The following is a 23,863-nucleotide window of genomic DNA, read 5'->3' on the forward strand; positions in this document are numbered from 1 at the left end:
ATCTATGGGCAGCGACGGCGCGGCGGAACGATTGTGCTCACCGCGATCGGATCCCGCCTCGCCTCGGAGGCGGTTCGCTGCGCGCAGATGGGCCGTGCATCGCGTGATCTCACCCGGTCGCCACGGTGTCGGGTAGGGCGGCCGGAGATCCACCGAGCACACCGCGGTGCTGCGGGTGGAAGGACGCTCGCCGCACCGTCACCCCCACGCGGTCGCCGACCCGCGGACGTGGTCCGCGCACGGCACACCGCACGCCGATTCCGTTGCACGCGATCACGACATCGCTCGCGTCACGGCCGAACAGCGACGACGTGACGATGCCGGAGGTCCACGCGTCGGGGGCATCCGGGGCCCTGAGCTCGACGTCGGCCGGCAGAACCGCGAGGGTGCCTGCTTCCTCGGCCGCATCCGACCCGGTGATCGCCCCGCGTGCGGCGACGACGGAGCCGTCGGTGTCGACGAAACCGGTGGCGTCCAGCCGTCCTTCGAGAAGGGTCGCGCTCCAGAGGAATTCGGCGACGAACGGTGTACCGGGTGTGGTGAGGAGTTCCTCGGGCGTGCCCACTCGCCGGAGCTCGCCGTCGCCGAGGACGACGACTCGATCGGCGAGGGCGAGTGCCTCGGCGCGGTCGTGTGTCACGTGCACGACGGTGAGCCCGTGCGCCCGGGTGAGCGCGCGAAGCTCGAGCCGGAGTCGGTCGCGCAACGGTTCGTCGAGTGCCGAGAGCGCTTCGTCGAGCAGCAGTGCGCGGGGCTGCGCGACGAGGGCGCGGGCGAGCGCGACTCGCTGCCGCTGGCCGCCGGAGAGCGTCGCGGGGTCCCGGTTCTCGTAACCACCGAGCCCGACGAGGTCGAGCGTGGCGGCGACCCGGGTGGCCCGCTCGCGGCGAGGCGTGCGCGTCACCTCGAGCGGATAGCCCACATTGCGTCCGACGGACCGGTGGGGCCAGATCGCATGCTGCTGGAAGACCATTCCGAGCCGGCGCTTCTCGGGCGGAACGGTCCCACGGTCGCCCGCGACGATGTCGTCGTCGATGCAGATCGTGGCGGTCGTGGGTGTGAGGAATCCGGCGATCGTCCGAAGCAGCGTCGTCTTGCCGGATCCGGACGGCCCCACGAGTGCGACGAACTCGCCGTCGCCGATGTGCAGGTCGACGCCCGCGAGTCCGACGGTGCCGTCGGGATAACGCAGACCAACGGACGTGAGGGTGATGGCGGACATCAGTGTGCTCCTGTCTGTCGTCCGGTGCGGGCCACGAGCGCGAGTCCGGCGGCACCGACGAGCGCCATCAGCAGTGACAGCGCTGCGGCGCCGTTGTAGTCGCCGGCCTGCTGGAGGTTGAAGACGGTGACGCCGAGGGTCTGCGTTCCGGGCGCGACGAGCAGCACCGACATCGTGAGTTCGCGTACCGCGGTGAGTGCGACGAGCGCACCGCCGGCCAGTGCGGCGGGGAGCGTCATCGCCCACGGAACGTCGCACAGCGAACGCAGTCTCGACGCACCCGCCGATCGCGCCGCCTCTTCGAGCGCGACGGGTGTCGTCGCGAGCGGGCCGCGGACGGCTTGGACGACGATCGCGAGAAAGGCCGTGACGTAGGCGCAGAGGATCACCCACTGCGTGTCGAACAGGCCGGTGTAGCGGCCGAGGACGAGCCAGCCGACGGCGAGGACGAGTCCGGGAATCGCCTGGGGCGCCATGGCGACGACGGCGAGTGCGGTGTTGTCGCGCGAGCGGGTGCGCGTCGTCACGACGCCGAGCAGAAGCCCGAGCACGACGCAGACGACCGCGGCGGAGACGGCGAGGGTGACCGAATTGCGCAGGCCCACGATCGTTCCCGGTGCGGTTACGGCCGCTCGGATGCTGTCGAGCGTCAGATTCGCCCACGTCAACGGGACGCCCGGCGCAGGGAGCAGCGCCTGGGTCGCGAGTGCGACGAGCGGGCCGGCCGTGACGGCCAGTGCCGCCGTCCACAGCGCCACCGCGGCAGGGATTCGGGCGCGATGCAGCGACATCGGTGCGTGTGCCGTGACGGCGCCGTCGAGTTCGGACGAGCGACGTGCGAGCCGCCGTTCGACGAGGACGGCGACGACGGCGCACGCGAGGAGACCGATGCCGATCGTGGCGACCGCTTCGAGGGGCCGGTCGACGGTGCCCGACTGGATGTAGCGGTACACCATCGTCGAGAGCGTGACGTAACGCTCGGGGAGCCCGACGAGCGCGGGAATCCCGAAATCGGCGAGATTGGACACCGCCGTGAGCGTGAACGCCGCGAGCACGGCAGGCCGCAGCAGCGGCAGCGTGACGGTGCGCATCACCGTCCACGGCGTAGCGCCCGCGATCCGGGCGACCTGCTCGAGGTCGGCGGGAATCCTTCGGAGCGCCACCGAGATCACCAGGTAGGCCATGGGATACGAGTGCACGGCGAGCAGGAGGATCACGCCGTCGCCGCCGTGGATGTTCCAGAGCGGTCCGCCGAACGTGTCGGCCCACCAGCGATTGATCATTCCACTCGGGCCCAGCAGCCCGATCCAGGCGATCGCCCCGACGAACGGCGGAACGAGCAACGGCGACAACAGGATCAGCCGCAGAGCGGACCGTCCTGGAAGATCGGTGCGGTCGAGCAGCAGAGCCATCGCGACGGCGACGGCGACGGCGATCGCGGCCGACGCCGTCGCCGAGGTGAGGCTCGCCCACGCCGCCGCGCCCACGCCGTCGTCGAGCAGGCGCCGGACATGGCGGCCGCTCGCGCCGAGGGCGACGACCATGAGCAGCGGTGCGACGACGAGGGCACCCACGACGAGCCACAGCCCGACGCGGCCGAGGGCGACGGCGTCGGGCCGGTGCTCGGCGCGGACACGCCGCGCCGAGCGGGGAACGTCAACCGACAAGATCGTCGAACTTCCGCACGGCCTCCTGCTGGACCGCGGTGATCTCCTTCGGGTCGGGATCGAGCAGGGGGAGGTCGGCGAGCGCGGGTGCGCCCTCGGGAGTGCCCACGTCGTCGCGCACGGGAAGGTACTGCTGCTCGACGGCGAGCGACTGGCCGCGAGCGCTCACGAGGAAGTCGACGAATCGTTGCGCCGCGTCCTGGTTGTCGGAGTCGGCGAAGATGCCGGCCGGCTGCGCGACGTACGGGACGCCGTCGGTGGGATAGGACAGCGCGATGGGCGAACCCTTCGCGGCGAGCTCGCGGACTAGGTAGTCGACGACGATCCCGATCGGCTGCGTCCCGGCGGCGACGGCCTGGCCCACGGGGCCGTTGCTCTCGGCCACGACGGGCTCGTTCGCGACGAGCGATTCGAGCCACTGCTCACCGAGTTCGGGGGTCTCGAGCCACACCGCGGTGTTGTAGGCCGCGGCACCCGAGACGTCCGGGTTGGGCATCGTGATCGCGCCGCGGTACGCCGGGTCGGTCAGGTCCTGCCAGCTCGTCGGCGGTGCGTCGACCGCGTTCGTGTTGTACGCGATCACGGTGGGGATGATCCGCGTTCCGACGTAGTACCCGTCGGGGTCGACGACGGAGGGATCGAGTGCGTCGACATCGGCCGGGGTGAACTGTGCGAGCAGGCCGTCGGACTTGTAGCGCTCGAACGTCGGTGCGTCCGCCGCGAGCAGCACGTCCGCGCCGATCGCGCCCGTCGTGCGCTCGGCTTCGATCCGCGCGGTGAGATCGCCGGTGCCCGCGCGAAAGACCTCGACCTCGATGTCGGGGTTGGCGGCGGTGAAAGCGGCGACCAGTTCGTCGATCTTCGCCTGCGGCTCGGAGGTGTAGACGGTGAGCGGTCCGCCGGCCGCACCGTCGGCGTCGGCGTCCGCTGCCCCGGGCTCGGAGCATCCGGCCAGTCCGGCGACCGCCACCAGACCCGCCGCAGCAGCGGCGATCCGAGTTCTCGACTTCACTGTTCTCCTCCTGAGACCGCTCACACCGCGAACGGACTGGTCACACGCCTTTTCGGGGAGCGCCGAGGGGGTGAGCGCTCCCGGAGCGAAACGGACGTTTCGCCGGGTGCAGCGTGCGGTGCGTGGTTGAACGAGCGGGGCGAGCGCAGCCAACCCCATGTGGCGTCGCGGTGAACTTTCGCGGTGCGAGCGCGGTGAACAAAGGCTCAGGTCCGCCGCCACCTGCTGGGTGGGAGCGTGACGAGGACGGCGCATGCCGCGAACACGAGCCACCCGCTCACGGCGGTGAGCTGGATGCGTTGCCCGACACCGAGCCACGCGCGATCGGGGTCGAGCAGGGCGGTGCCGACGAGCATCCAGCCGCCGCCGAGGAGGAAGGCGCCGACGACGATCAGCTCGAACGTCCGCAGCCACACCGGCCACGCCGCGACGAACACCAGGACGAGCAGCGCGAGCGCCGAGACGACGGCGCCGGTCGCCGCGGCGAAGCTCGTGAAGCCGTGCAGGCTCGAGGCCTGCTCGAGCAGTTCGTCCTCACAGCCCGGATCGCGTGCGCTGGTGCACCGCAACGGAAAGCGGGAGTCGAGGATCGTCGCCGCGCCGAAGAGGACGACGCCGAACCAGTGGATCGCCGTGAGCGCTCCGCTCGTGAATCCGTACGCGCCGAGCAGTCCGGCGACGACGGCGATCGTCCCCGTCACCATATCGGCTGTGCGGAAGAAGAATCCGTCGGGGGCGTCGAGCGATCCGAGTTCGCTCACGAACGACCGCGTCGCCGCGAGCCCCGTGTCGAGGACGTTCTCGGCGAGCCAGGACGCGTAGCAGATTCCGGCCGCGGTGAGCAGGACCGCGGTGACGACGCCGACGACGTCACGCGCGCCGCCTTGCGTTCGGTGCGGAGCGGTCATGCGCGCGGCTTCGCGAGCGGGAACGCGAGTGCCTCGCGGATACTGCCACCCGTCACGAGCATCACGATCCGGTCGACCCCCATCCCGAGCCCGCCCGTCGGGGGCATACCGCGTTCGAGGGCTTCGAGGAAGTCCTCGTCGAGTTCCATCGCCTCGTCGTCGCCCCCCGCAGCGAGCAGCGACTGCTCCGTGAGCCGCGCCCGCTGATCGACGGGATCGGTCAGTTCGCTGTAGGCGGTGCCGAGTTCGACGCCCCACGCGACGAGGTCCCATTTCGCCGCGACGCCCGCGATCGTGGGATGCGGCCGAGTGAGCGGCGACATGGACGTCGGAAAGTTGGTGTAGAAGGTCGGGAACTCGGTGTCGTCCTCGACGACGTCCTCGTACATGTTCTGCGCGAGTTCGCCCGCCTCCCACGAAGGCTCGTAGTCGATGTCGTGCCGATCGCAGATCGCGCGCAACTCGTCGAGCGGCGTCTCGGGCGTCACGTCCTCACCCAGTTTCTCGCCGACGGCCTCGTGCATAGTCTTGACGGGCCAGTCTCCCGAGATGTCGATCTCGACCGGGTTCCCGTCCGGACCGGGACGAATCGCGATCTCACGTCCGTGGGCTGCGACGGCGGCGGCCTGGATCAGCTCGCGGCACATCACCATCATCTTCTCGTAGTCGCTGTGCGCCTCGTAGGCCTCGAGGATCGTGAACTCCGGATTGTGCTTGAAGTCGGCGCCCTCGTTGCGGAAGACCCGGCCGATCTCGAAGACCTTCTCGACGCCCGCGACGCACAACCGCTTGAGATAGAGCTCGGGTGCGATGCGCAGATACAGGTCGAGGTTGTACGCGTTGATGTGGGTCACGAACGGCGCCGCGTTGGCTCCACCGTGAACCTGTTGCAGGATGGGCGTTTCCACTTCCATGAAGCCGCGGGCGTCGAGCGAGTCGCGCAACGACTTCACGATCGCGCTCCGGCTCGCGAGCAGCCGACGCGAATCGCTGTCGATCGCGAGATCGACGTAGCGCTGCCGAACCCGCGCCTCCGGGTCGGTGAGTCCCTTCCACTTGTCGGGCAGCGGATGCAGGCACTTCGCGTTCATGCGGCAGTTCCGTACCAGCAGCGACGGCGTGCCCCGGCGGCTCGTGCCCATCGGTCCGCTCGCCTCCACGAGGTCGCCGAGATCGAACTCGCGCGTGAACCGCGACACCTCGTCGGTGCCCATGCGTTCGGCGTCGAGGAGCAGTTGGAGGTCGCCGCTCCAGTCGCGCACCGTCGCGAAGACCACGCCGCCCAGCGCCCGGATCCGGAGGATGCGGCCCGCGATGCGCACCGTCGTCCCCGGCGGGGTGAGCAGCGCGTCCGCGGCGGAATACGTCGGGGGATAGGCGACCGGGTAGGGGTCGATCCCCGCCGACTCGAGGTCGGCGAGTTTGCGGAGCCGAACCTGCACCTGCTCGGGGCGGCGCGGCCCCGTGGGTGCGGGCGCGGCGAGGGCGTCGGGAGGGCTGCCGTCGGCGTGCAGCCCCTCGGCCGCGACGAGTGCCGGCGGGAGCGTCTCGTGCGTCCCGGTGTGCGGGTGGCGGCCCCCGAACCGGGGGACCGCGACGAATCCCTCGGCGATGCCGGACGCGACACCGACGCGGACGAGTTCGCGATTGTCCTCGAAACACAGGTATCGCGGCACCCACTGCGGGTCGTACTTCAGGTTCGAGCGGTAGAGCGCTTCGAGCTGCCACCATCGCGAGAAGAACACGAGAATCGAACGCCACACGCGCAGAACGGGTCCCGCGCCGATGCGGGCGCCCTCCTCGAACACGGACCGGAAGACGGCGAAGTTCAGCGAGATCCGTGCGATCCCGAACTGCTGTGCGTTCGTGCACAGTTCGGTGATCATGAGCTCGACGGTGCCGTTGGGGGCGTCCGGGCTGCGGCGCATCAGGTCGAGCGATGCGCCCGAGGAACCCCACGGCACGAGCGAGAGAACCGCCACGGTCTCGTCGCCACGGACCGCCTCGACCAGTAGGCAGTCGCCGTCGAGTCGATCGCCGAGTCGCCCGAGTGCCATCGAGAAGCCGCGTTCGGACGCCGTGTCGCGCCACGCGTCCGCGAGCGCGACGATCTCGGTCATACGCTCGGGCGGGACGTCCCGGTGACGCCGGATGCGGACGGTCACGTCCTGGCGTCGCGCCCGCGTCACCGCCTGGCGGACGGGTCGCATCGACGGCCCCGCGAGGCTGAAGTCCTTGGGGTACAGGATCGCCTCGTCACCGAGATGGATCACGCCGAGCCCCTGGCGGTGATACGCCGTCGCCCCCGCCTCGGACGCACCCATGACGGCGGGCGCCCAGCCGTAGCGTCGCGCGAGGTCGCGCCACGCCTCGATCGCGGCGGGCCACGCCGCGGGGTCGCCGACCGGATCGCCGCTCGCGAGGCACACCCCGATCTCGACGCGATACGTCACGGCGGCGCGGCCGTCGGGCGCGAACACGACTGCCTTGTCCCGACGGGTCGCGAAGTAGCCCAGCGAGTCGTCGCCGCCGTGCGCGAGCAGCAGGCCGCGGATCGCGGACTCGTCGGTGCCCGTCAGCGCATTGGACGCGCGCTGCGAACGGAACAGCGTCACGACGGCCGCGAGCAGGGCGAGCGCACCGAGGAGCCCGAGCAGCGTGTTGACGAATCCGTGTGGGCGCCCGGAGAACTGGTCGTTGGCGACGACGGTGAGCGCCGTGACGCGGTTGAGTGCCCAGTAGAAGCGTTCGGAGCCCGGCAGCGAGCCGGGGAACAGCTCGACCAGCCCCCACCCGAGCAGTGTTCCCGCGGCGAGCCCCGCGACGAGAACGCCGAGTGCCCGCCACACCGCGCCGCGGCGGACCCGGGTCGCGAACTCGCCGCGCGCGGCGACGAGCACGACGATCACCGCGGCGAGAACCACCGCCGCGACGACTGCGTTGATGTCGCGCGAGACGATCGCCGTCCCGACGTCGACGGCGAACACCGTCAGCAGATACAGCGTGAGGATCCACCACGCGATCCGCTTGCGCGCCGCGATCGCCGCGGCGAGCAGCGCCATCACCAGTGCCCACGACAGGCTCGTGTCGGGTGCGTCGAGGTAGTAGGTGTCGATGTAGTCGCGTGGGCCGTGGACGAGATAGCGGAGCGTCGGCGAGATGCTCCAGACCGCCACCGCCGCCGCGAAGACGCCGAGGACGACGCCCGCCCAGTGCGGCACCTGCGACCAGCGGCCCCCGGGCGGTGCGGCTCCGGGCGCCGCACTCACCGAGGCGGGCTCGGCGTCGTCAGGCGCGAGGCGCGTGTCGTCGCGCCGCCGTGTCGTTGTCTCGTGCGCCGGCATCGGCCCGTCCTTCCGCGTCCCGCACGCACGTGCGGGCTCGTGATCGTCGAGTGTGCCGCGCACCAGGCGCGCGCGGTGAGACTTCGCGGACTTCGACGACGCCGCGAGCGCAGCCACCACCACGCTGACGGACAATGGTGGTCATGAGCCGCCCCACCGACGTCCCCATCCGTGACGACGTGATTCGCCTCGGCCAGTTCCTCAAGCTCGCGAACCTCATCGAATCCGGCGCCGAAGCGAAAGAGGTCATCGCCGACGGCCTCGTCAAGGTCGACGGGGAGACCGAGACGCGGCGCGGCCGGCAGCTGCGGCCCGGCGACATCGTCGAGCTCGGTGGTGTCGAGGTCGTCGTCGTGCGCGAATAGCCGTCGCGCGAGTCCACCCCACTCCGGCTCGGCCCCGTCGTACGTTCGGGGTATGAGCGAACGAGCCGTGAGCGACCGGACGAGCCCACCGGAGTCCCGCGACACCGTCCGCGTCGTGGGGGTGTTCGTCGCGGCGGTGCTCGCGATCGCCGGGTCGTTCGTCGGCTCGGGAGCCGTGGTCGGCACGCCGGTCTCGGAGGCGGCGGGCGGCCTGTTCCAGCCGAGCTCGACGGCCGTCGCACCCGCGTCTCCCGCGTTCTCGATCTGGACCGTCGTGTACATCGGCTTCGTCGCGTACGCGATCCTGCAGGCGCTCCCGGCGTACCGCCGCGACCCGCGCCAGCGGGCGGTCGGCTGGTGGGCGGCGGCCGCGATGCTGCTCAACGCCGTCTGGATCCTCGCGGTGCAACTCGACGCGTTGTGGGTCAGTGCGGTCGTGATCGTCGTGCTGCTGCTCACGCTGCTGCGCGTGTTCACGATCCTCGTCGCGACGCGTCCCGCCGCGGGGACGAGCCCGATCGAGGCGACCGTCGTCGACGGCACGATGAACCTGTACCTCGGCTGGGTGTGCGTCGCGGTCGTCGCGAACCTCGCCGCGGCTCTCGCGTCCGTGTCGCCCGAACTGGGGCTCGGCGCCGAGCCATGGGCGATCGTCGTACTCGTCGTCGTCGCGATCGTGGGTGTCGTACTGGCGGTCGCCGGACGCGGCCGGCTCGCCGTCGCCGCCGCGATCGCGTGGGGCCTCGTGTGGATCGCCGTCGCCCGGCTCGACGAGGAGACCTTCCCGTCCACGCCCGTCGCGGTCACGGCGATCGCCGTCGCGGTCGTCGTCGTGGGTGCCACCGTCGCGCTGCGGGTGTCATCGCTTCGCCGCCGCGCGTGAGCGTTCCCGCTGCTCGGCCATCGCCGCGTCGAACTCCTCGCGCCACCCCGGATCGACGGTGACGTTCGAGCGCCGCGCCTCCTCGAGCCCGAGCTCGACGGGGAACCCGTACGTGTCGTAGAGGGTGAACAGGTCCGCACCCGTGAGCCGTCCGCCGCGCTCGCTCGTCTCGTGCATGAGCGCGATCCCACGGCGCACCGTCCGCCGGAACGACCGCTCCTCGCGTGCGACGACGGCGACGGCGTCGTCACGATGTGCGGCGACCTCGGGATAGCGATCGCGATACACGTCGGCGACGACGGGCACGAGATCGGCCGCGAACTCCTCGGTCAGCCCAAGGCCGAACGCGAACCGCACCGCCCGGCGGATCAGCCGGCGCAGGACGTACCCCTGCTCCTTGTTGCTCGGCCGCACGCCGTCGACCACGAGAAAGGTCGCCCCGCGCAGGTGATCGGCGACGACGCGCATCGCCGCGGCGTGCTCGCCGTAGTCGGCGCCCGAGAGCTCCACGAGCCGGTCCACGACGGGACGCAGCACCGACACCGCGAACACGTCGGGGGAATCGATCGCGGCAGCCGCGATCCGCTCCAGCCCGCCGCCGTAGTCGACGTTCTTGCGCGGCAGACTCTCGAAGCCCGTCTCGGTGCGCCGGTACTCGGTGAACACGCTGTTGCCGAGCTCGATGAAACGCCCGCAGTCGCAGTTCTGGTGGCAGTGCTCGCCGTACGCGGGGTCGTGCGGCACGTCGGGATAGAGATAGAACACCTCGGTGTCGGGGCCGCCCGGCTCGCCGACCGGCATCGCGTCGGCGCTGCCCATCCGGCACCACCAGTTCTTGTCGCCGTAGAACGCGATCCGCGCGCCGCCCGTGCCGAGCCGCGCGCCCGCCTCCTCCGTCCCGAGATCGACCCGCTCGGCGTCGAGGCCCGCGGCCTCGAACAGCCCCGCCCAGATGTCCGCGGACTCGGTGTCCTTCGGGAGCCCGAACCGCTCCATCCCCGAGAAACAGCTGACGTAGATCCGGGCCGGATCCAGACCGACGACGTCGGTGAGGAACTCGTGGAACCACGGGATCTGTTCGCGCTTGAAGTAGTCGCCGAGACTCCAGTTCCCGAGCATCTCGAAGAACGTCGTGTGCCGGTTGTCGCCGACCTCCTCGATGTCCTGCGCGCGCAGACACGGCTGACTGTCGGTCAGACGCGTGCCGTCCGGATGCTCCGCGCCCAGCAGATACGGCACGAGTTGCTGCATACCCGATCCGTTGAACAGCGTCGACGGGTCGTCGCGCGGGACGAGTGGGGCCCGCGCGATCACGTGATGCCCACGCGCGACGAAGAAGTCGAGGTACGCCTGCCGGATATCGTGAGCATCCATATCGGAACCCTAAGCGCGGATGGCGCCGCTGCGAAGGGAGTTTCGGACGTCACCCCCGCAGGTACGCGACGAGGGCGTCCGCGGTCGCGGTCATCCCGGCGGGGGTGACGTGGAGCGGCGCCGTGCCCGTCGCGATGGTGCGCAAGGACAGCGGCGTGAGCCACGGATCCTCCGCGCACGCCGAGTGCTCGGCGGCGATGTCGTTCATGTCGAGGTACTCGACGTCCTCGGCCGCCGCGACCGACCGCATCACCGTGTCGAGCACCTCCTGCCCCGCGCGGGCGACCACGACGCCCTCGGGCGAGAGGCCCGCCGCCGTGCAGTCGGTGTCGTCGCTCGTCGGCGGAACCAGCGGGACGTACCCGACGAGCACGATGCGCGCCGCCGGTGCCGTCGCCTTGACGGCCCGCACCGTCGCGACGAGATTCGACAGGGCCGTGACGGTACCGTCGAGCGTGCGATCGCTGCGTGCACCACCTTTCGCGAGATACGAGCAGGTCGTACGTCCGGCCCATTTCACGGGATCGCGGTACGACATCGGGAGCGCGATCTCCATGAGCGCCTGCCCGCAGCTGTCGAGCACCGCGTTGCCGACGTGCCCGATGTCGTTGCCGCCGACGTTGAGCGTCACGAGCCGGGTCCGTTCGGTGACGGCGGTGACCTGCGGCGGACGCTGCTCGCCGTCCGCGAGCTGTTGCGACTCGTCCAGCACCTCGGACGTCGTCGCGCCCGAGCACGTGACGTCGCGCAGGTCGAGGCCCAGTTCGCGAGCGACGAGGGTGGGATAGTTCGCGCCCGACCGCTCGCACGCCGCGTCGACGATGGGCTCGATGCTCGGCCCGGCGGAATACGAACCGCCCATCGCGACGTATTCGGCGGTGCCGGTGGGATGTTCGGTGGAGACCGTGGTGGGCTCGACGGGCTCGGCGCCGTACTCGGCGTGGCCGAGGGTGCTTGCCGATGCGGTGGGAACTGCCGCCGTGGCCGCCGCGACCACGGCCGTCACGAGAATCGATCGTCGAAGTGCCAGGGTCCGCATGCCGACACGCTAGCGCGAGCGGGACTCGTGTGCCACATCAGAAGTGCTGCGTCACAACGCTATTCGGAGAGCGACATACGTCTTCACGATGTCCGGACAACTCGCGCCGCGGTGTCCGGATAATCACGATCGCGCGTACCGAATCGCGGGCGTACCGTGAATCCGGTAGCGCGCATCGCTGCGCCCGTCCCCGCCGGACGCGAGCCGCGAAGCGATTCACCCGTGTCCACAGCAGCCGCGTCACCCGAGCCGCATCCCCCGAGCCGCATCCCCGGAAACTTTGCCGTCGTCCTCGAGATCGAGGTGTGCACATGTCGAGCATCGACCGTTCGGACCTCCCCGGAAGCCGGCCCTCACCCGCCGAGAATCCCCTGCACAAGCACGCATGGTGGATCCTCGCGACGGTGGGCCTCGCCCAGCTCATGGTCGTGCTCGACGCGACGATCGTGAACATCGCGCTGCCCTCGGCCCAGCGCGAACTGGGCTTCTCCGACGCAGACCGCCAGTGGGTCGTGACGGCGTACTCCCTCGCCTTCGGTGGCCTGCTGCTCGTCGGCGGGCGCATCGCCGACCGCGTCGGCCGCAAGATCGCGTTCGTCACCGGTCTGGTCGGCTTCGCCGCCGCATCCGCGCTCGGCGGCGCCGCACCCACCTTCGGCGTCCTCATCGGCGCGCGCGCGGCACAGGGCCTGTTCGGCGCACTCCTCGCGCCCGCCGCGCTGTCGATCCTCACCGTGACGTTCGCGGGCTCGAACGCGCGCGCCAAGGCCTTCGGCGTCTTCGGCGCGATCGCGGGCGCGGGCGGCGCGATCGGACTGCTCGTCGGTGGCGTGCTCACCGAGTTCCTCGACTGGCGCTGGTGCCTGTACGTCAACGCGGTCTTCGCCGCGGTCGCCGCCGTCGGCGCGTTCGTGTTCCTCCGCAACAGCAGGCCCGACGACGTCGATCCCGTCGACGTTCCGGGTGCCGTGCTCGCCTCGCTCGGCCTGCTCGCCGTCGTCTACGGCTTCTCGAGCGCCGAACGCGACGGCTGGTCGCACCCGATCACGATCGGCTGCCTCGTCGGCGGCGTGGGCCTACTCGCGGCGTTCGCCGTCGTCGAGTTGCGGGTGCGGTACCCGCTGCTGCCGCCGAGAGTTCTCGCCGATCGCTTCCGCGGCGGCGCCGTGATGTCGATGCTCGTCGCGGCCGTCGGGATGTTCGGCGTCTTCCTCTTCCTGACGTACTACCTGCAGGTCACGCTCGGATACAGCGCCGTGCGCACCGGGCTCGCGTTCCTGCCGATGCCGGTGATGATCGCGCTGTTCGCGACGGTCGTCATGCCCCGCGTCGTCACCCGCATCGGGCCGCGGCTGCTCGTCGCGCCCGGCATGCTCCTCGCCTCGGGGGCGATGGCGTGGTTCACGCTCATCGACGAGAACACTCGCTACGTCACCGGCATCCTGCCGCGGCTGCTCGTCATGGGTGCCGGGATCGGGCTGATCTTCTCGGGGGTCATCACCAACGCGACGCTCGGCGTCGCACCGCACGACGCGGGCATCGCGTCCGCGACCCTCAACACCGCACAGCAGGTCGGCGGCTCGATCGGGGTGTCGCTGCTGAGCACCGTCGCCGTCACGGCAGCGACGAACTACTCGACGTCGCACGTCGGGCAGGCGGTGAGCCCTGAATCCGCGGCCGCGCTCGCACAGGCGGCCCAGCTCACGAGCTATCACACGGCGTTCGCGTGGTGCGCCGCGATCTTCCTCGCCGGAGCGATCGTGTGCGGCGCCGTGCTGCCGGGACGGCCGTCGCCGCTCGTGACAGGGCAGCGCGGCGTTTCCCGGCAGCCGGCGCCGATGAGTTCCACGCGCGGTGTCGGTCGGTAGTGACAGCATCCCCTCAACCCGGTTTCGACGAAAGGCACCACGATGTCCGAGTATTCGGCGCCCGCGGGCGCACCCATCTGGTTCGACCTCATGAGCAGCGACCCGGCCGCCGCCGCCGAGTTCTACGGCCGGATCTTCGGATGGGAGGTCGAGGGGCCGCCGCGCGACGAGTTCGGCGGCTACCAGGTCTTCACGAAGAACGGCAAGCGCGTCGCCGGTCTGATGCCCCACATGGAGGGCGGTGGGCCGTCCGACGTGTGGTCGGTGTACCTGCGGACCGACGACCCCGCCGTCACCGCGAAGTCGATCGAGGAGGCGGGCGGAACCGTCCTCGTTCCGGCGATGGACGTCGGCGGCGAGGGCACGATGATGGTGGCCGTGGACAGCGCCGGCGCCACCGTCGGCTTCTGGAAGCCCGGCACGAACGCCGGTTTCACCGAGTGGGGCGGGCACGGCTCGCCGTACTGGTTCGAGAGCCAGTCCAAGGAGTACGCGAAGTCGGTGGACTTCTACGAGAAGGTCCTCGGCGCGCGGATCGAACCCGTCGGCACGGGAGGCGATCCCGATCAGGCCGGCCCGGACGAGTACGGGCAGGTGTTCCTCGGCGACACGTCGTACTCGGGAATCATGAACTCCGCGAAGCTGTTCCCGCCCGAGGTCCCCTCGTTCTGGCAGGTGTACGTCTACGTCGACGACGTCGCGGCCACCGTCGCGCAGGTCGAGCAGCTCGGCGGCGCGATCGTCATGGCCGGTGAGGAGACGCCGTACGGCACGCTCGCGGCGGTCCGCGATCCGTTCGGCGCGCTGTTCTGCCTGGGGCACCCGCCCGAAGGGATGTGAGCGGCGCCGTCAGTCGTCGGTGTTCGCGCCGGTGCCGTACTCCGACAGGAACAGCGCCTCGGCGACGGCGACGTTCTCGATCTCCGACGGATCGACGCTCTCGTTCGCGGCGTGGATGAGGCACTGTGGTTCCTCGACGCCGAAGAGCGCGATCTCGGCGTCAGGGAACTGCTCCGCGAGCACGGTGCACAGCGGGATCGAGCCGCCCTGCCCGATGGTCCCGACCGGCGCGTCGTACGCCCGTGACAGCGCGTCGACCAGCGTGCGATAGCCGGGGCCGTCGGTCCGTGACCGGAACGGCGAGCCCACCTCGTCGCGTTCGATGCGCACGCGGGCGTGCCACGGTGTGACCGCCTCGAGGTGGGACGCGAGGGCGTCCTGTGCGACGCGCGGGTCGACTCCCGGTGGTACGCGCAGGTTCAGGCGTGCCGACGCGCGCGGCTGGACGGCGGCGGCCGAGCCCACGAGCGGCGGAGTGTCCATGCCGAGGATCGTCACGGCGGGCCGCGCCCACACCGAATCCGCGACCGAGCCGCTGCCGACGAGATCGACGTCGTCCAGCACGCCGGCGTCGGCGCGGAAACGTTCGGGATCGTAGGCGACGCCCGGCCACGTTCCGTGGGCGTCGAGACCCCGGATCGTGGTGTCGCCGTTCTCGTCGTGCAGCGTCGCCAGCATCGCGACCAGGGCCGTGAGCGCGTCGGGCGCGGGCCCGCCGTACATGCCCGAATGCACGGCGCCGCTCAGCGTCTCGACGTGCACCGTGAGATTCGCGATGCCGCGCAGCGACGCCGTGGTGGTGGGCTGACCGACGGCGGCGTTGCCGGTGTCCGCGATGAGGATCATGTCCGCCGCGAACAGCTCCGGACGCTCCGCGACCAGGTCCTCGAGGCCCGCGCCGCCCTGCTCCTCCGAGCCCTCCGCGGCGAAGCGGATGTTCACGGGATACTGCTCGCCCGCCGTCGTGCGCAGTGCCCGCAGCGCGAGCAGATGCATCACGAGATTGCCCTTGCAGTCGGCCGCACCGCGCCCGTACCAGCGGCCGTCGCGCTCGTGCAGCTCGAACGGCGGTGTCGTCCACAGGCTCTCGTCGCCGGGCGGCTGGACGTCGTGATGGCAGTAGAGAAGGACGGTCGGCGCCCCGGCCGGGCCGGGAGCGCTGCCCACGACGGCGAACGAGCCGTCCGACGTCTCGATCGTCTCGGCGTCGTCGAAACCGATGCCGTGCAGGGAATCCCGCACCCAGGCCGCCGAACGCTCGCATTCCTCGGGCGGGAACTGGCGGGCGTCGGCGACCGACCGCATCGCCACGAGCGTCGCCAGCTCGTCGCGGGCGCGCGGCATGTCGGCGTGGACGGCGGTGCGGAGATCCTGCATCGCGATCATCTCGATTCGGTCAGCGGACGACGACGCCGTCCGGGTCGCTGTAGACGGTCTCACCGGGATTGAACGTCACGCCACCGAACGTGACGGGCACGTTCTTCTCGCCCGACCCGGTCTGCGTGCTCTTGCGCGGGTTGGTGCCGAGCGCCTTGATGCCGATGTCCAGGGTCTGAAGGATCGCGGCGTCGCGGACGGCGGCGTTCACGATGACGCCCGACCAGCCGTTCTCCACCGCGCGGCCGGCGATGATGTCGCCGACGAGTGCCGTGTGCACCGATGCGTCGCCGTCGACGACGAGCACGCCACCGTGGCCGGGCTCGCTCAGCGTCTGCTTGACCAGCAGATTGTCCTGGAAGCACTTGATCGTCGTGATCGGTCCCGCGAACGAGTCGCGCGTGCCGAAGCGCAGGAACTGGGTGTCGCAGCTGCGGATGTCGGGGCCGATCTCGTCGGCGAGGTCTGCAGTGGCGACGGGGGTGACGGATTCGCTCATGGTTACCGACAATAGTTCGCCGGTGGTGGCAGGATCGGGGCCCATGACGATCGCAGTGACCGGAGCCACGGGCGTGATCGGCGGCGGAGTGTTCGCGCGGCTCGCCGAACGACAGGAGGTGCGCCTCGTCGGGCGCGACGGCAGCAGGCTGTCGGCGCTCGCCGGCACGTTCCCGGACGCCAGCGTCGCCGTCGCACACTACGGCGACGCGGCAGCGATGGAATCGGCGCTCGCGGGGGTGAACACGATGCTGCTCGTCTCCGCGCACGAGAGTCCGACGCGGCGCGACGACCACGCGACGGCCGTCGCCGCCGCCGTCCGTGCGGGGGTCGGGCGCATCGTCTACCTGTCGTTCCTCGGGGCCGGGCCCGAGTGCACGTTCACCTTCGGCCGCGACCACTGGTACACCGAGCAGGAGATCCGCGAAAGCGGTGTGGCACACACCTTTCTGCGCGATTCCTGGTACCAGTCGATGATTCCGGCGATGGTCGACGACGAAGGCGTCATCCGCGGACCAGCCGGGGACGGGCGAGTGTCCGCCGTCGCGCCCGCGGACGTCGTCGACTCGGCCGCCGAGGTCGTCGAAGCGGGCGCCGAACGCGACCCGAGCCCGTACGACGGCGAGACCTACGAGCTGACCGGGCCGGCGGCATTCACGCTGGCCGAAGCTGCGACGCAGTTGAGCGACGTGACCGGCACGACGATCCGCTACGCCGAGGAGACCATCGAGGAGGCGTACCTCTCGCGGGAGGTGTACGACGCGCCGAAATGGGAGGTCGACGGGTGGGTGACGTCCTACGCCGCCGTCGCGACCGGAGAACTGTCCACCGTCACCGACGACGTCTCGATGCTCACCGGGCGGCCCGCGACATCGTTCGCGCAGTACCTCCACGACCACCCCGAATCGTGGGCGCGACTCCGCTGACGAGGGCCGGTTGTCCACAGCTCGACGGTTGTCCCCAAGTGCGGAAATAAGTCTTGTGTCGAACGGGTGTACGAACTAGATTTGTCGCATGGGGTCGGGGGATTCGCAGACGCAGGTATGGCAGCTCGGTGACGCCGAGTTGTCTGCGGCGGTGCTGGACGTGTCGCGGCAGATCGAGGTGTTGCAGGCCCGGCGCATCACGCTGATGGGCGAGCTCGACGACCGTGGTCTCGCGACCGGGGCGGGCTACCGGGATGCCGGGGCCTGGCTCGCAGCGCATTCGATGCTCGAGATCGGTGAGGCGCGCGACGTCGCAGCGTTGGGGACGAGCCTGCGGTCGGAGCTCGAGATCGCCGCCGCTGTCGCCGAACAGCGGATTTCGCCGCGGCACGCGAGCATGCTGTGTGCGTTCTTCGACACGCCGCCGTCGCTGCTCGCAGCGCTGGCGGAGAACGATCCCGACGAGCATGCGGCAGTGATCACCGCATGCCGCGATGCGCTGCTCGCCGCGGCAGTGCCGGGCCCGGAGACCGCGACGAGGTCGGTACGCACCGCGATCGAAACGTTGCGGGCGCGCCTCGACATCGACACCGACGGGCCGACGACCCGTGAACGCGACGACCTCAACACACTCACCCTCTCGAACACCCTGAACGGCAGGGTCGTGCTGCACGGCGACTTCGACGCCCTGTCCGGTGAGATCCTGTCGACCGCTCTGTCGAAGCTGTCCGCACCGCGCCCGGCAGCGGACGGCACGCGCGATCCCCGTTCTGCCGGGCAACGGCGAGCGGACGGGCTGATCGAGATCTGCCGACGCCACCTCGACGCGGGCGACAGCGGACACGAAGCCGCCGAGAAGCCCCACGTGACAGTCCTGATCCACCATCGAGACCTGAAAGCACAGCCGCAGGACCACGACGAGCGGGTGACCGTGTCCGTCACGGCCCTACTCGACGGCATCGGTCTGCCCTTGATGCTGTGGGGCGGAACACTGACGCCTGAGACGGCGCGGGCGGTGGCGTGCGACGCGCACGTGACGCCGATCGTGATCGACGACCACGGCGTCCCACTGAACATGGGCCGCACCACCCGGCTCGTCACCCCGGCACAACGCCGCGCACTCACCGTCCGGGATCGCGGCTGCGCGTTCCCGACCTGCACAGCACCCGTGAGCTGGTGCGAAGCACACCACATCGAGCACTGGGCCGACGGCGGACCCACAGACCTCGACAACACAGTCCTGTTGTGCGGCAAGCACCATCGCCACATCCACCACAGCAACTGGCGAATCGTCCCGACACCGAGGGGCAGACCCCGATTCGAGCCTCCCGGCTTCGAACCACCCGGTTCGGGTCGCCCGTCGGCGGCGTGACGGCAGACCGTCAGTCGATGCGCCCGTGCCGACGTTCGTAGTCGTTGCGCACTGCGTCGCGGCGCCGCCGCTCGCGCTCGCCGACGAGATCGGGGTCGAGGCCGTGCTGCTGCAGCCGGTGTCGTCGGTAGATCGTCATCAGCGCGATCGCGAAATACGCGAGCGGGACGACGAGCAGGGCGATCATGGCAAGCGGAACCCAGATCGGCCCCGGAATGAGCAGGAACAACAGCAGCAACAACGTCGCCGGCACGACGAAGCGCACGAGATACCGCATCGTCGAACCGGGACCGGTGACGTCGCGCAACACCCAGTCCTGCATCGAGCGTGGCAGCGGCCGGCCGAACAGATACCCGACGTACTGCGGGAAGGTCGGAGTGGTGCGTTCGGTCATGGTCACAAGGATAGGGTTCCCGCCGTTCGGCCCCGATCCGCGTGCCGCGCGCAGGTGACGGTCGGCATCTGTGACCCCGCGCACCGAGGGGGTAGGTTAGGTGTAACCGCAAGAACTACTCACCAGTAGGGGGCTGACATGCCTGCTCCGTCCGCCGCGACCTTCGATCGCCTTCGCCGTCTGGTGGCGATCGACGACGCCGACTCTCGACCCACTCGTTCGGTCGTCGAGGTGTTCACCGGCAGGCAGCTCGCGACCATCCCGGTGGGTACGGCCGCCGACGCCGTCGCGGCGGTCGAGCGGGCCCGCGTCGCGCAGCGAGAGTGGGCGAAGCGCCCGGTATCGGAGCGGGCCGAGATCTTCCACCGCTACCGCGACCTCGTGCTCGACAACCGTGACGCGCTCATCGACATGGCGCAGGCCGAGACCGGCAAGTCGCGGGTGTCGGCGCAGGAAGAGGTGCTCGACATCTCGATGACCGCGCGCTACTACGCGCGGATCGCGAAGAAGGCGCTCGAGCCCTCGCGCGTGCAGGGCATGTTGCCGTTGCTCACCAAGACAGTCGTGCGCTACCAGGCGAAGGGTGTCGTCGGCGTCATCTCGCCGTGGAACTACCCGATGACGCTCGCGGTGTCGGACGGTATCGCGGCGCTCATGGCGGGTAACGCCGTCGTCCTCAAGCCCGACAGCCAGACTCCGTACTGTGCGCTCGCCTGCGTCGAGCTGATGTACCGCGCCGGGCTTCCGCGTGACCTGTTCGCCGTCGTCCCCGGGCCAGGTTCGGTCGTCGGTACGGCGTTGGTCGAGAACACCGACTACCTGATGTTCACGGGCTCGTCGGCGACGGGTGCGCTGCTCGCCGAGCAGGCCGGCCGCCGCCTCATCGGCTTCTCCGCCGAGCTCGGTGGCAAGAACCCGATGATCGTGACCAAGGGCGCGAACCTGCGTGAGGTCACCGATGCCGCGGTCCGCGCGTGCTACTCGAACTCGGGCCAGCTGTGCATCTCGATCGAGCGGATCTACGTCGAGCGGCCCGTCGCGACGCAGTTCACGCGGATGCTCGGTGAGCGCGTGAAGAAGATGACGGTCGCGCCCGGCTACGAGTTCGGTGTCGAGATGGGGTCGCTCATCTCGGAGGACCAGCTCGAGACGATCTCCGGCCATGTCGACGACGCCGTCGTCAAGGGTGCGACGGTCGTCGCGGGCGGCAAGCCGCGTCCCGACCTCGGCCCGCTGTTCTACGAGCCGACGCTGCTGACGGACGTCCCCGAGGACGCCGAGGTGTATCGCAACGAGACCTTCGGGCCGGTCGTCTCCGTGTACCCCGTGGATTCGGTGGACGAGGCGATCGCGCAGGCCAACGACACCGAATACGGACTCAACGCGAGCGTGTGGGCGGGATCGAAGGACGAGGGCGAGGCGATTGCCGCGAAGATCCACGCCGGGACCGTCAACGTCGACGAGGGCTACGCGCCCGCGTGGGGCAGCACGGGTGCGCCGATGGGCGGCATGGGTGTGTCGGGCGTCGGCCGTCGCCACGGCGTCGAGGGCCTGCGCAAGTACACCGAGCCGCAGACGATCGCCGTGACGCGCATTCTCAACCTCGGCGGCCCCCGCGGCCTCCCGCCGAAGATCTGGGCGAAGATCATGCCGCGCTTCGTCTCCGCCATGAAGTACCTCCCGGGCCGCTGATCGGCGAAAGATCCAGGGGTTCAGAGGATCCCGTGCTCGCGGGCGTAGGCGACCGCCGACGTCCGCGAGTTCACGCCGAGCTTGCCGAAGACGTGGACGAGGTGTGACTTCACGGTCGCTTCCGACAGCAGCAACTGCTTGCCGATGGCGCGGTTCGACAGCCCGTCGGCGACGAGGCCCAGCACTTCGATCTCGCGCGCACTCAGGCTCGTCCGGGGCCGCCGCACGCGCGTCATGAGGCGCGATGCGACGGCGGGTGACAGCACGCTCTCGCCCGCGGCGGCGCTGTGGACGGCGGCGAGCAGTTCCGCCGGCGGCGTGTCCTTGAGCAGATACCCCGCGGCTCCGGCCTCGATCGCGCTGAGAATGTCCGCGTCGGTGTCGTAGTTCGTGACGACGAGCACCTGCGGCGGATCGGCGAGCGCACGGATCCTGGCGGTGGCGTCGACGCCGGACGCTCCAGCGCCGAACCGCAGATCCATGAGCACCAGGTCGACGTCGTGATCACGGCAGAACGACACCGCGTTCTCGGCTGAGCCGGCCTCGCCGACGATCGTGAGGTCGGACGCACCGGGAGCGCCGGATTCGAGGAGCGCGCGCAGCCCGGCACGGACGATCGCGTGGTCGTCGGCGAGCAGCAGCCGGATCATGTGTCGCCGCCGTCCGGGACGGGGATGGACACCGCGACCGCCGTCATGCCCGGCTCGGACTCGACGCTCGCGGTGCCGCCCAGCGTCTCGACGCGGCGCGCGATCGACTCCAGCCCGAACGACGCTGTCGTGGTGTCGAATCCGGTGCCGTCGTCGACGACGTCGAGGCTGACGTCGCCGGGCCCGTAGGTGAGGGTGACGCGCATCCGCGACGCGTGCGAGTGGCGGACGACGTTGGAGACGGCGCCCTGCGCGATGCGGACGAGCGCTGCTTCGATCCGCATCGGCAGCCTCACCTGTTCTCCCTCGACGAGCATCTCGGCCTCGATGTCGCTGTCGCCGGCGCGGGCGGTGATGCGCGCGAGCGCGTCCGCCAGTGTCGTGTCGTCGAGGGGTGCGGGTGCGAGATCGGCGATGAGACGCCGTGTTTCGGCGAGCGATTCCGCGGCCGTCTGCCGTGCGAGTCGGATCCGGTCGAGCGACGGATGGTCGGGTGCGGCCGATTCGACCGAGTGCAGCAGCATCTGGATGCTCGAGAGCCCTTGTGCCACGGTGTCGTGGATCTCTCCCGCGAGCCGGGCGCGTTCCGTCATCGTCCCGGCTGTGCGTGACTGGTTCGCGAGTTGCTCACGGGTGTGCATCAATTCGTCGATGAGGCGCTGGCGTTCGGCGGCCTCGCGGAACAGTGCGCGATAGCCGAGGGCGATCCCCGTCGCCACGGCGGCACCGATCACCGGTCCGATGACGACGGCGGCCGACAGCCCGCTCTGGGCGGCGGTCCCCGCGATGGCCACGATCGTTCCCGCGACGACGGCGACGTAGTTCCACGGTGGCCGCAGCAGGTGGAGATAGAGGAAGAACAGCCCGAACACGAGATACCCGGCGTCCGGGCCGAACATCATGAGCGCACACCACACGACCGACAGCGCGGCGAGCCACACCCACGTCGCCGGTGGCCGGACGCGCCGCGCGATGCCCCAGAGATACACGGCGACGAACGCCGCGACCAGCACGACGACCACGACGGTGTGCTGTTGCTCCTGTACGACGGCCCGCACCACGACGATCGCGGCCAGCACGATCACGAGGACGTGCAGGCTCGTCTCGATGCCCCGGAACACCGGGGCGAGTGGCGACGGGTGCGCGAGCGGCGACGGCTGGGGGCGGTTCTGCTCGGCGTGCATTTCCTCCACGGTAGCGCGCCGGTGGCCGACTGCATCCATCGAAAGTTGCAGCGGTCCACCCACCTTACGACGGTCGCCGGTCCCGTCCGACGTCCGATGGAAACGGCCTCGCACACGGCCAACCTAGATCACGGGGCCACTGAGCGGTGGCCGATCGAACGGAAGGACACAGCGTGTACGTGGCACTGCGAGACCTCAGGGCGGCGCGAGGGAGATTCGCGCTGATCACGGCGGTGGTGGTGCTCGTCGCCCTGCTCGTGAGTTTCCTCAGCGGGCTCACCGCCGGACTCGGGCACCAGAACATCTCCGCACCGTCGCAGATCGCGGCGGAGCGCGTCGTCTTCGCCGACGGCGGATCGGGGCCGTCGTACGACGAGTCGTCGCTGACGGGCGACCAGATCGCGCAGTGGCGTTCGGACGCCGAGACGGTCGATCCGATCGGGCTCACCCGCGGTCAGGCAGGAGTCGACGGCGGTGCCGAGGCGACGGTCGCCCTGCTGGGGGCGAACGGCGGTTTCGATCGCCCGTTGCCCGAGGCGGGGACGGTGCTGCTCAGCGAGGGCGCCGCGACCGATCTCGGAGCGAGTGCCGGCGACACCGCTCGCATCGGCGACGCGACCTACACCGTCGCGGGCGTGGGCGGCGACGACTGGTTCAGCCACAGTCCCGTCGTGTGGATGGCGCTCGAGGACTGGCAGCACGCGAACCCGCGCGGTGGCGACGCGACGGTCCTCGCCGTCTCGGGCGTCACCGACGAGGATGCGGCGAACGCCGCCGCGGACACCGTCGCGACGTCGGTCACCGGTTCGTTCGAGGGAATCGCTTCCTATCAGGCCGAGAACATGTCGCTCAGCCTCATGACGACGATGCTGTTCGCGATCTCGGCCCTCGTGATCGGTGCGTTCTTCACCGTGTGGACGGTTCAGCGCACCCCTGACATCGCGACGCTCAAGGCGCTCGGCGCGACGACCGGATCGCTCGTGCGCGACGCACTCGGGCAGGCGTTCGTGATCCTCGTGCTCGGTGTCGCGCTCGGCATCGGACTGACGACGGCGTTCGCGGTGTTCGCGGGAGGTGCACTCCCGTTCGTCGTGGACGTGTCGACGACGCTCGTGCCCGGCGCGGCGCTCGTCGGACTGGGGCTCGTGGGCGCGGCGTTCGCGCTCCGGTTCCTCGTGACGACCGATCCCCTGACCGCACTCGACCGCTGACTCGGCGCGATTCGACCCACCACGATTCGGAGAGAAG

General features: G+C 70.3%; 20 protein-coding genes. 8 read left to right on the plus strand and 12 right to left on the minus strand.

The window, feature by feature from the left end:
- Positions 1-109: 109 nt before the first annotated feature.
- The 5 genes from RR1_RS13295 to lysX form a co-directional block, all read right to left on the minus strand.
- On the minus strand, positions 110-1,222 hold the full coding sequence (locus RR1_RS13295) for an ABC transporter ATP-binding protein (protein WP_010840441.1): 1,113 nt from the start codon (positions 1,220-1,222) through the stop codon (positions 110-112).
- Positions 1,222-2,889: an ABC transporter permease gene (locus RR1_RS13300; protein ID WP_010840442.1), complete on the minus strand. Its 1,668-nt coding sequence runs from the start codon at positions 2,887-2,889 to the stop codon at positions 1,222-1,224. The genes RR1_RS13295 and RR1_RS13300 overlap by 1 nt, the downstream gene beginning before the upstream one ends.
- A complete protein-coding gene (locus RR1_RS13305; RefSeq protein WP_010840443.1) occupies positions 2,879-3,901 on the minus strand; it encodes an ABC transporter substrate-binding protein in 1,023 nt (340 codons plus the stop codon). The genes RR1_RS13300 and RR1_RS13305 overlap by 11 nt, the downstream gene beginning before the upstream one ends.
- Positions 3,902-4,107: 206 nt before the next feature.
- The gene (locus RR1_RS13310; protein WP_010840444.1) at positions 4,108-4,809 is read right to left on the minus strand and encodes a DUF998 domain-containing protein; all 702 of its coding nucleotides are present in this window, start codon (positions 4,807-4,809) and stop codon (positions 4,108-4,110) included.
- Positions 4,806-8,078, minus strand: coding sequence for a bifunctional lysylphosphatidylglycerol synthetase/lysine--tRNA ligase LysX (lysX, locus tag RR1_RS13315; protein WP_051111350.1), 3,273 nt, complete (start codon positions 8,076-8,078; stop codon positions 4,806-4,808). Before lysX ends, RR1_RS13310 begins: the two co-directional genes overlap by 4 nt.
- Positions 8,079-8,296: 218 nt before the next feature.
- On the opposite strand from lysX, the gene RR1_RS13320 reads away from it, so the two are divergent.
- Together RR1_RS13320 and RR1_RS13325 are read left to right on the plus strand one after the other, a co-directional pair.
- On the plus strand, positions 8,297-8,518 hold the full coding sequence (locus RR1_RS13320) for an RNA-binding S4 domain-containing protein (RefSeq protein ID WP_040775761.1): 222 nt from the start codon (positions 8,297-8,299) through the stop codon (positions 8,516-8,518).
- A gap of 52 nt (positions 8,519-8,570) precedes the next feature.
- Positions 8,571-9,401, plus strand: coding sequence for a TspO-related membrane protein (locus tag RR1_RS13325; protein ID WP_010840448.1), 831 nt, complete (start codon positions 8,571-8,573; stop codon positions 9,399-9,401).
- Here RR1_RS13325 and RR1_RS13330 read toward each other — a convergent pair.
- Positions 9,378-10,775, minus strand: coding sequence for an alanine--tRNA ligase-related protein (locus RR1_RS13330; protein ID WP_010840449.1), 1,398 nt, complete (start codon positions 10,773-10,775; stop codon positions 9,378-9,380). The genes RR1_RS13325 and RR1_RS13330 overlap by 24 nt on opposite strands.
- Before the next feature lie 49 nt (positions 10,776-10,824).
- Positions 10,825-11,814 (minus strand): SGNH/GDSL hydrolase family protein, encoded by a 990-nt coding sequence (locus RR1_RS13335; protein ID WP_010840450.1) that lies wholly within the window; start codon positions 11,812-11,814, stop codon positions 10,825-10,827.
- Between the two features lie 311 nt (positions 11,815-12,125).
- Here RR1_RS13335 and RR1_RS13340 point away from each other — a divergent pair, with 311 nt between their 5' ends.
- Together RR1_RS13340 and RR1_RS13345 are read left to right on the plus strand one after the other, a co-directional pair.
- A complete protein-coding gene (locus tag RR1_RS13340; protein ID WP_051111351.1) occupies positions 12,126-13,682 on the plus strand; it encodes an MFS transporter in 1,557 nt (518 codons plus the stop codon).
- Between the two features lie 42 nt (positions 13,683-13,724).
- Positions 13,725-14,522, plus strand: coding sequence for a VOC family protein (locus RR1_RS13345; RefSeq protein WP_010840452.1), 798 nt, complete (start codon positions 13,725-13,727; stop codon positions 14,520-14,522).
- Between the two features lie 9 nt (positions 14,523-14,531).
- Here the strand turns inward: RR1_RS13345 and RR1_RS13350 are convergent, their stop codons facing one another.
- Positions 14,532-15,908: a dipeptidase gene (locus RR1_RS13350; RefSeq protein ID WP_010840453.1), complete on the minus strand. Its 1,377-nt coding sequence runs from the start codon at positions 15,906-15,908 to the stop codon at positions 14,532-14,534.
- Positions 15,909-15,918: 10 nt separating this feature from the next.
- Positions 15,919-16,398: a ribonuclease E activity regulator RraA gene (gene rraA, locus RR1_RS13355; RefSeq protein WP_040775693.1), complete on the minus strand. Its 480-nt coding sequence runs from the start codon at positions 16,396-16,398 to the stop codon at positions 15,919-15,921.
- Positions 16,399-16,441: 43 nt separating this feature from the next.
- On the opposite strand from rraA, the gene RR1_RS13360 reads away from it, so the two are divergent.
- Positions 16,442-17,323 carry an NAD(P)H-binding protein gene (locus RR1_RS13360; RefSeq protein ID WP_010840455.1) on the plus strand — a complete coding sequence of 294 codons (882 nt, stop codon included), beginning with the start codon at positions 16,442-16,444 and terminating at the stop codon, positions 17,321-17,323.
- Positions 17,324-17,411: 88 nt separating this feature from the next.
- The gene (locus RR1_RS13365; RefSeq protein ID WP_010840456.1) at positions 17,412-18,695 is read left to right on the plus strand and encodes an HNH endonuclease signature motif containing protein; all 1,284 of its coding nucleotides are present in this window, start codon (positions 17,412-17,414) and stop codon (positions 18,693-18,695) included.
- A 10-nt stretch (positions 18,696-18,705) separates the two neighbouring features.
- Here the strand turns inward: RR1_RS13365 and RR1_RS13370 are convergent, their stop codons facing one another.
- The gene (locus RR1_RS13370; RefSeq protein WP_040775698.1) at positions 18,706-19,089 is read right to left on the minus strand and encodes a DUF5313 family protein; all 384 of its coding nucleotides are present in this window, start codon (positions 19,087-19,089) and stop codon (positions 18,706-18,708) included.
- 138 nt (positions 19,090-19,227) lie between these two features.
- Here RR1_RS13370 and RR1_RS13375 point away from each other — a divergent pair, with 138 nt between their 5' ends.
- The gene (locus RR1_RS13375) at positions 19,228-20,781 is read left to right on the plus strand and encodes a succinic semialdehyde dehydrogenase (RefSeq protein WP_010840458.1); all 1,554 of its coding nucleotides are present in this window, start codon (positions 19,228-19,230) and stop codon (positions 20,779-20,781) included.
- Positions 20,782-20,801: 20 nt separating this feature from the next.
- Here the strand turns inward: RR1_RS13375 and RR1_RS13380 are convergent, their stop codons facing one another.
- A complete protein-coding gene (locus RR1_RS13380; protein ID WP_010840459.1) occupies positions 20,802-21,431 on the minus strand; it encodes a response regulator in 630 nt (209 codons plus the stop codon).
- On the minus strand, positions 21,428-22,615 hold the full coding sequence (locus tag RR1_RS13385) for a sensor histidine kinase (RefSeq protein WP_051111352.1): 1,188 nt from the start codon (positions 22,613-22,615) through the stop codon (positions 21,428-21,430). Before RR1_RS13385 ends, RR1_RS13380 begins: the two co-directional genes overlap by 4 nt.
- Before the next feature lie 173 nt (positions 22,616-22,788).
- Between RR1_RS13385 and RR1_RS13390 the strand changes: the two genes are divergently transcribed.
- Positions 22,789-23,826 carry an ABC transporter permease gene (locus RR1_RS13390; protein WP_040775703.1) on the plus strand — a complete coding sequence of 346 codons (1,038 nt, stop codon included), beginning with the start codon at positions 22,789-22,791 and terminating at the stop codon, positions 23,824-23,826.
- Positions 23,827-23,863 lie beyond the last annotated feature (37 nt).

Origin of the sequence: Rhodococcus rhodnii NBRC 100604 (genome assembly GCF_001894925.1) — a bacterium.
GTDB classification, from domain to species: domain Bacteria; phylum Actinomycetota; class Actinomycetes; order Mycobacteriales; family Mycobacteriaceae; genus Rhodococcus_F; species Rhodococcus_F rhodnii.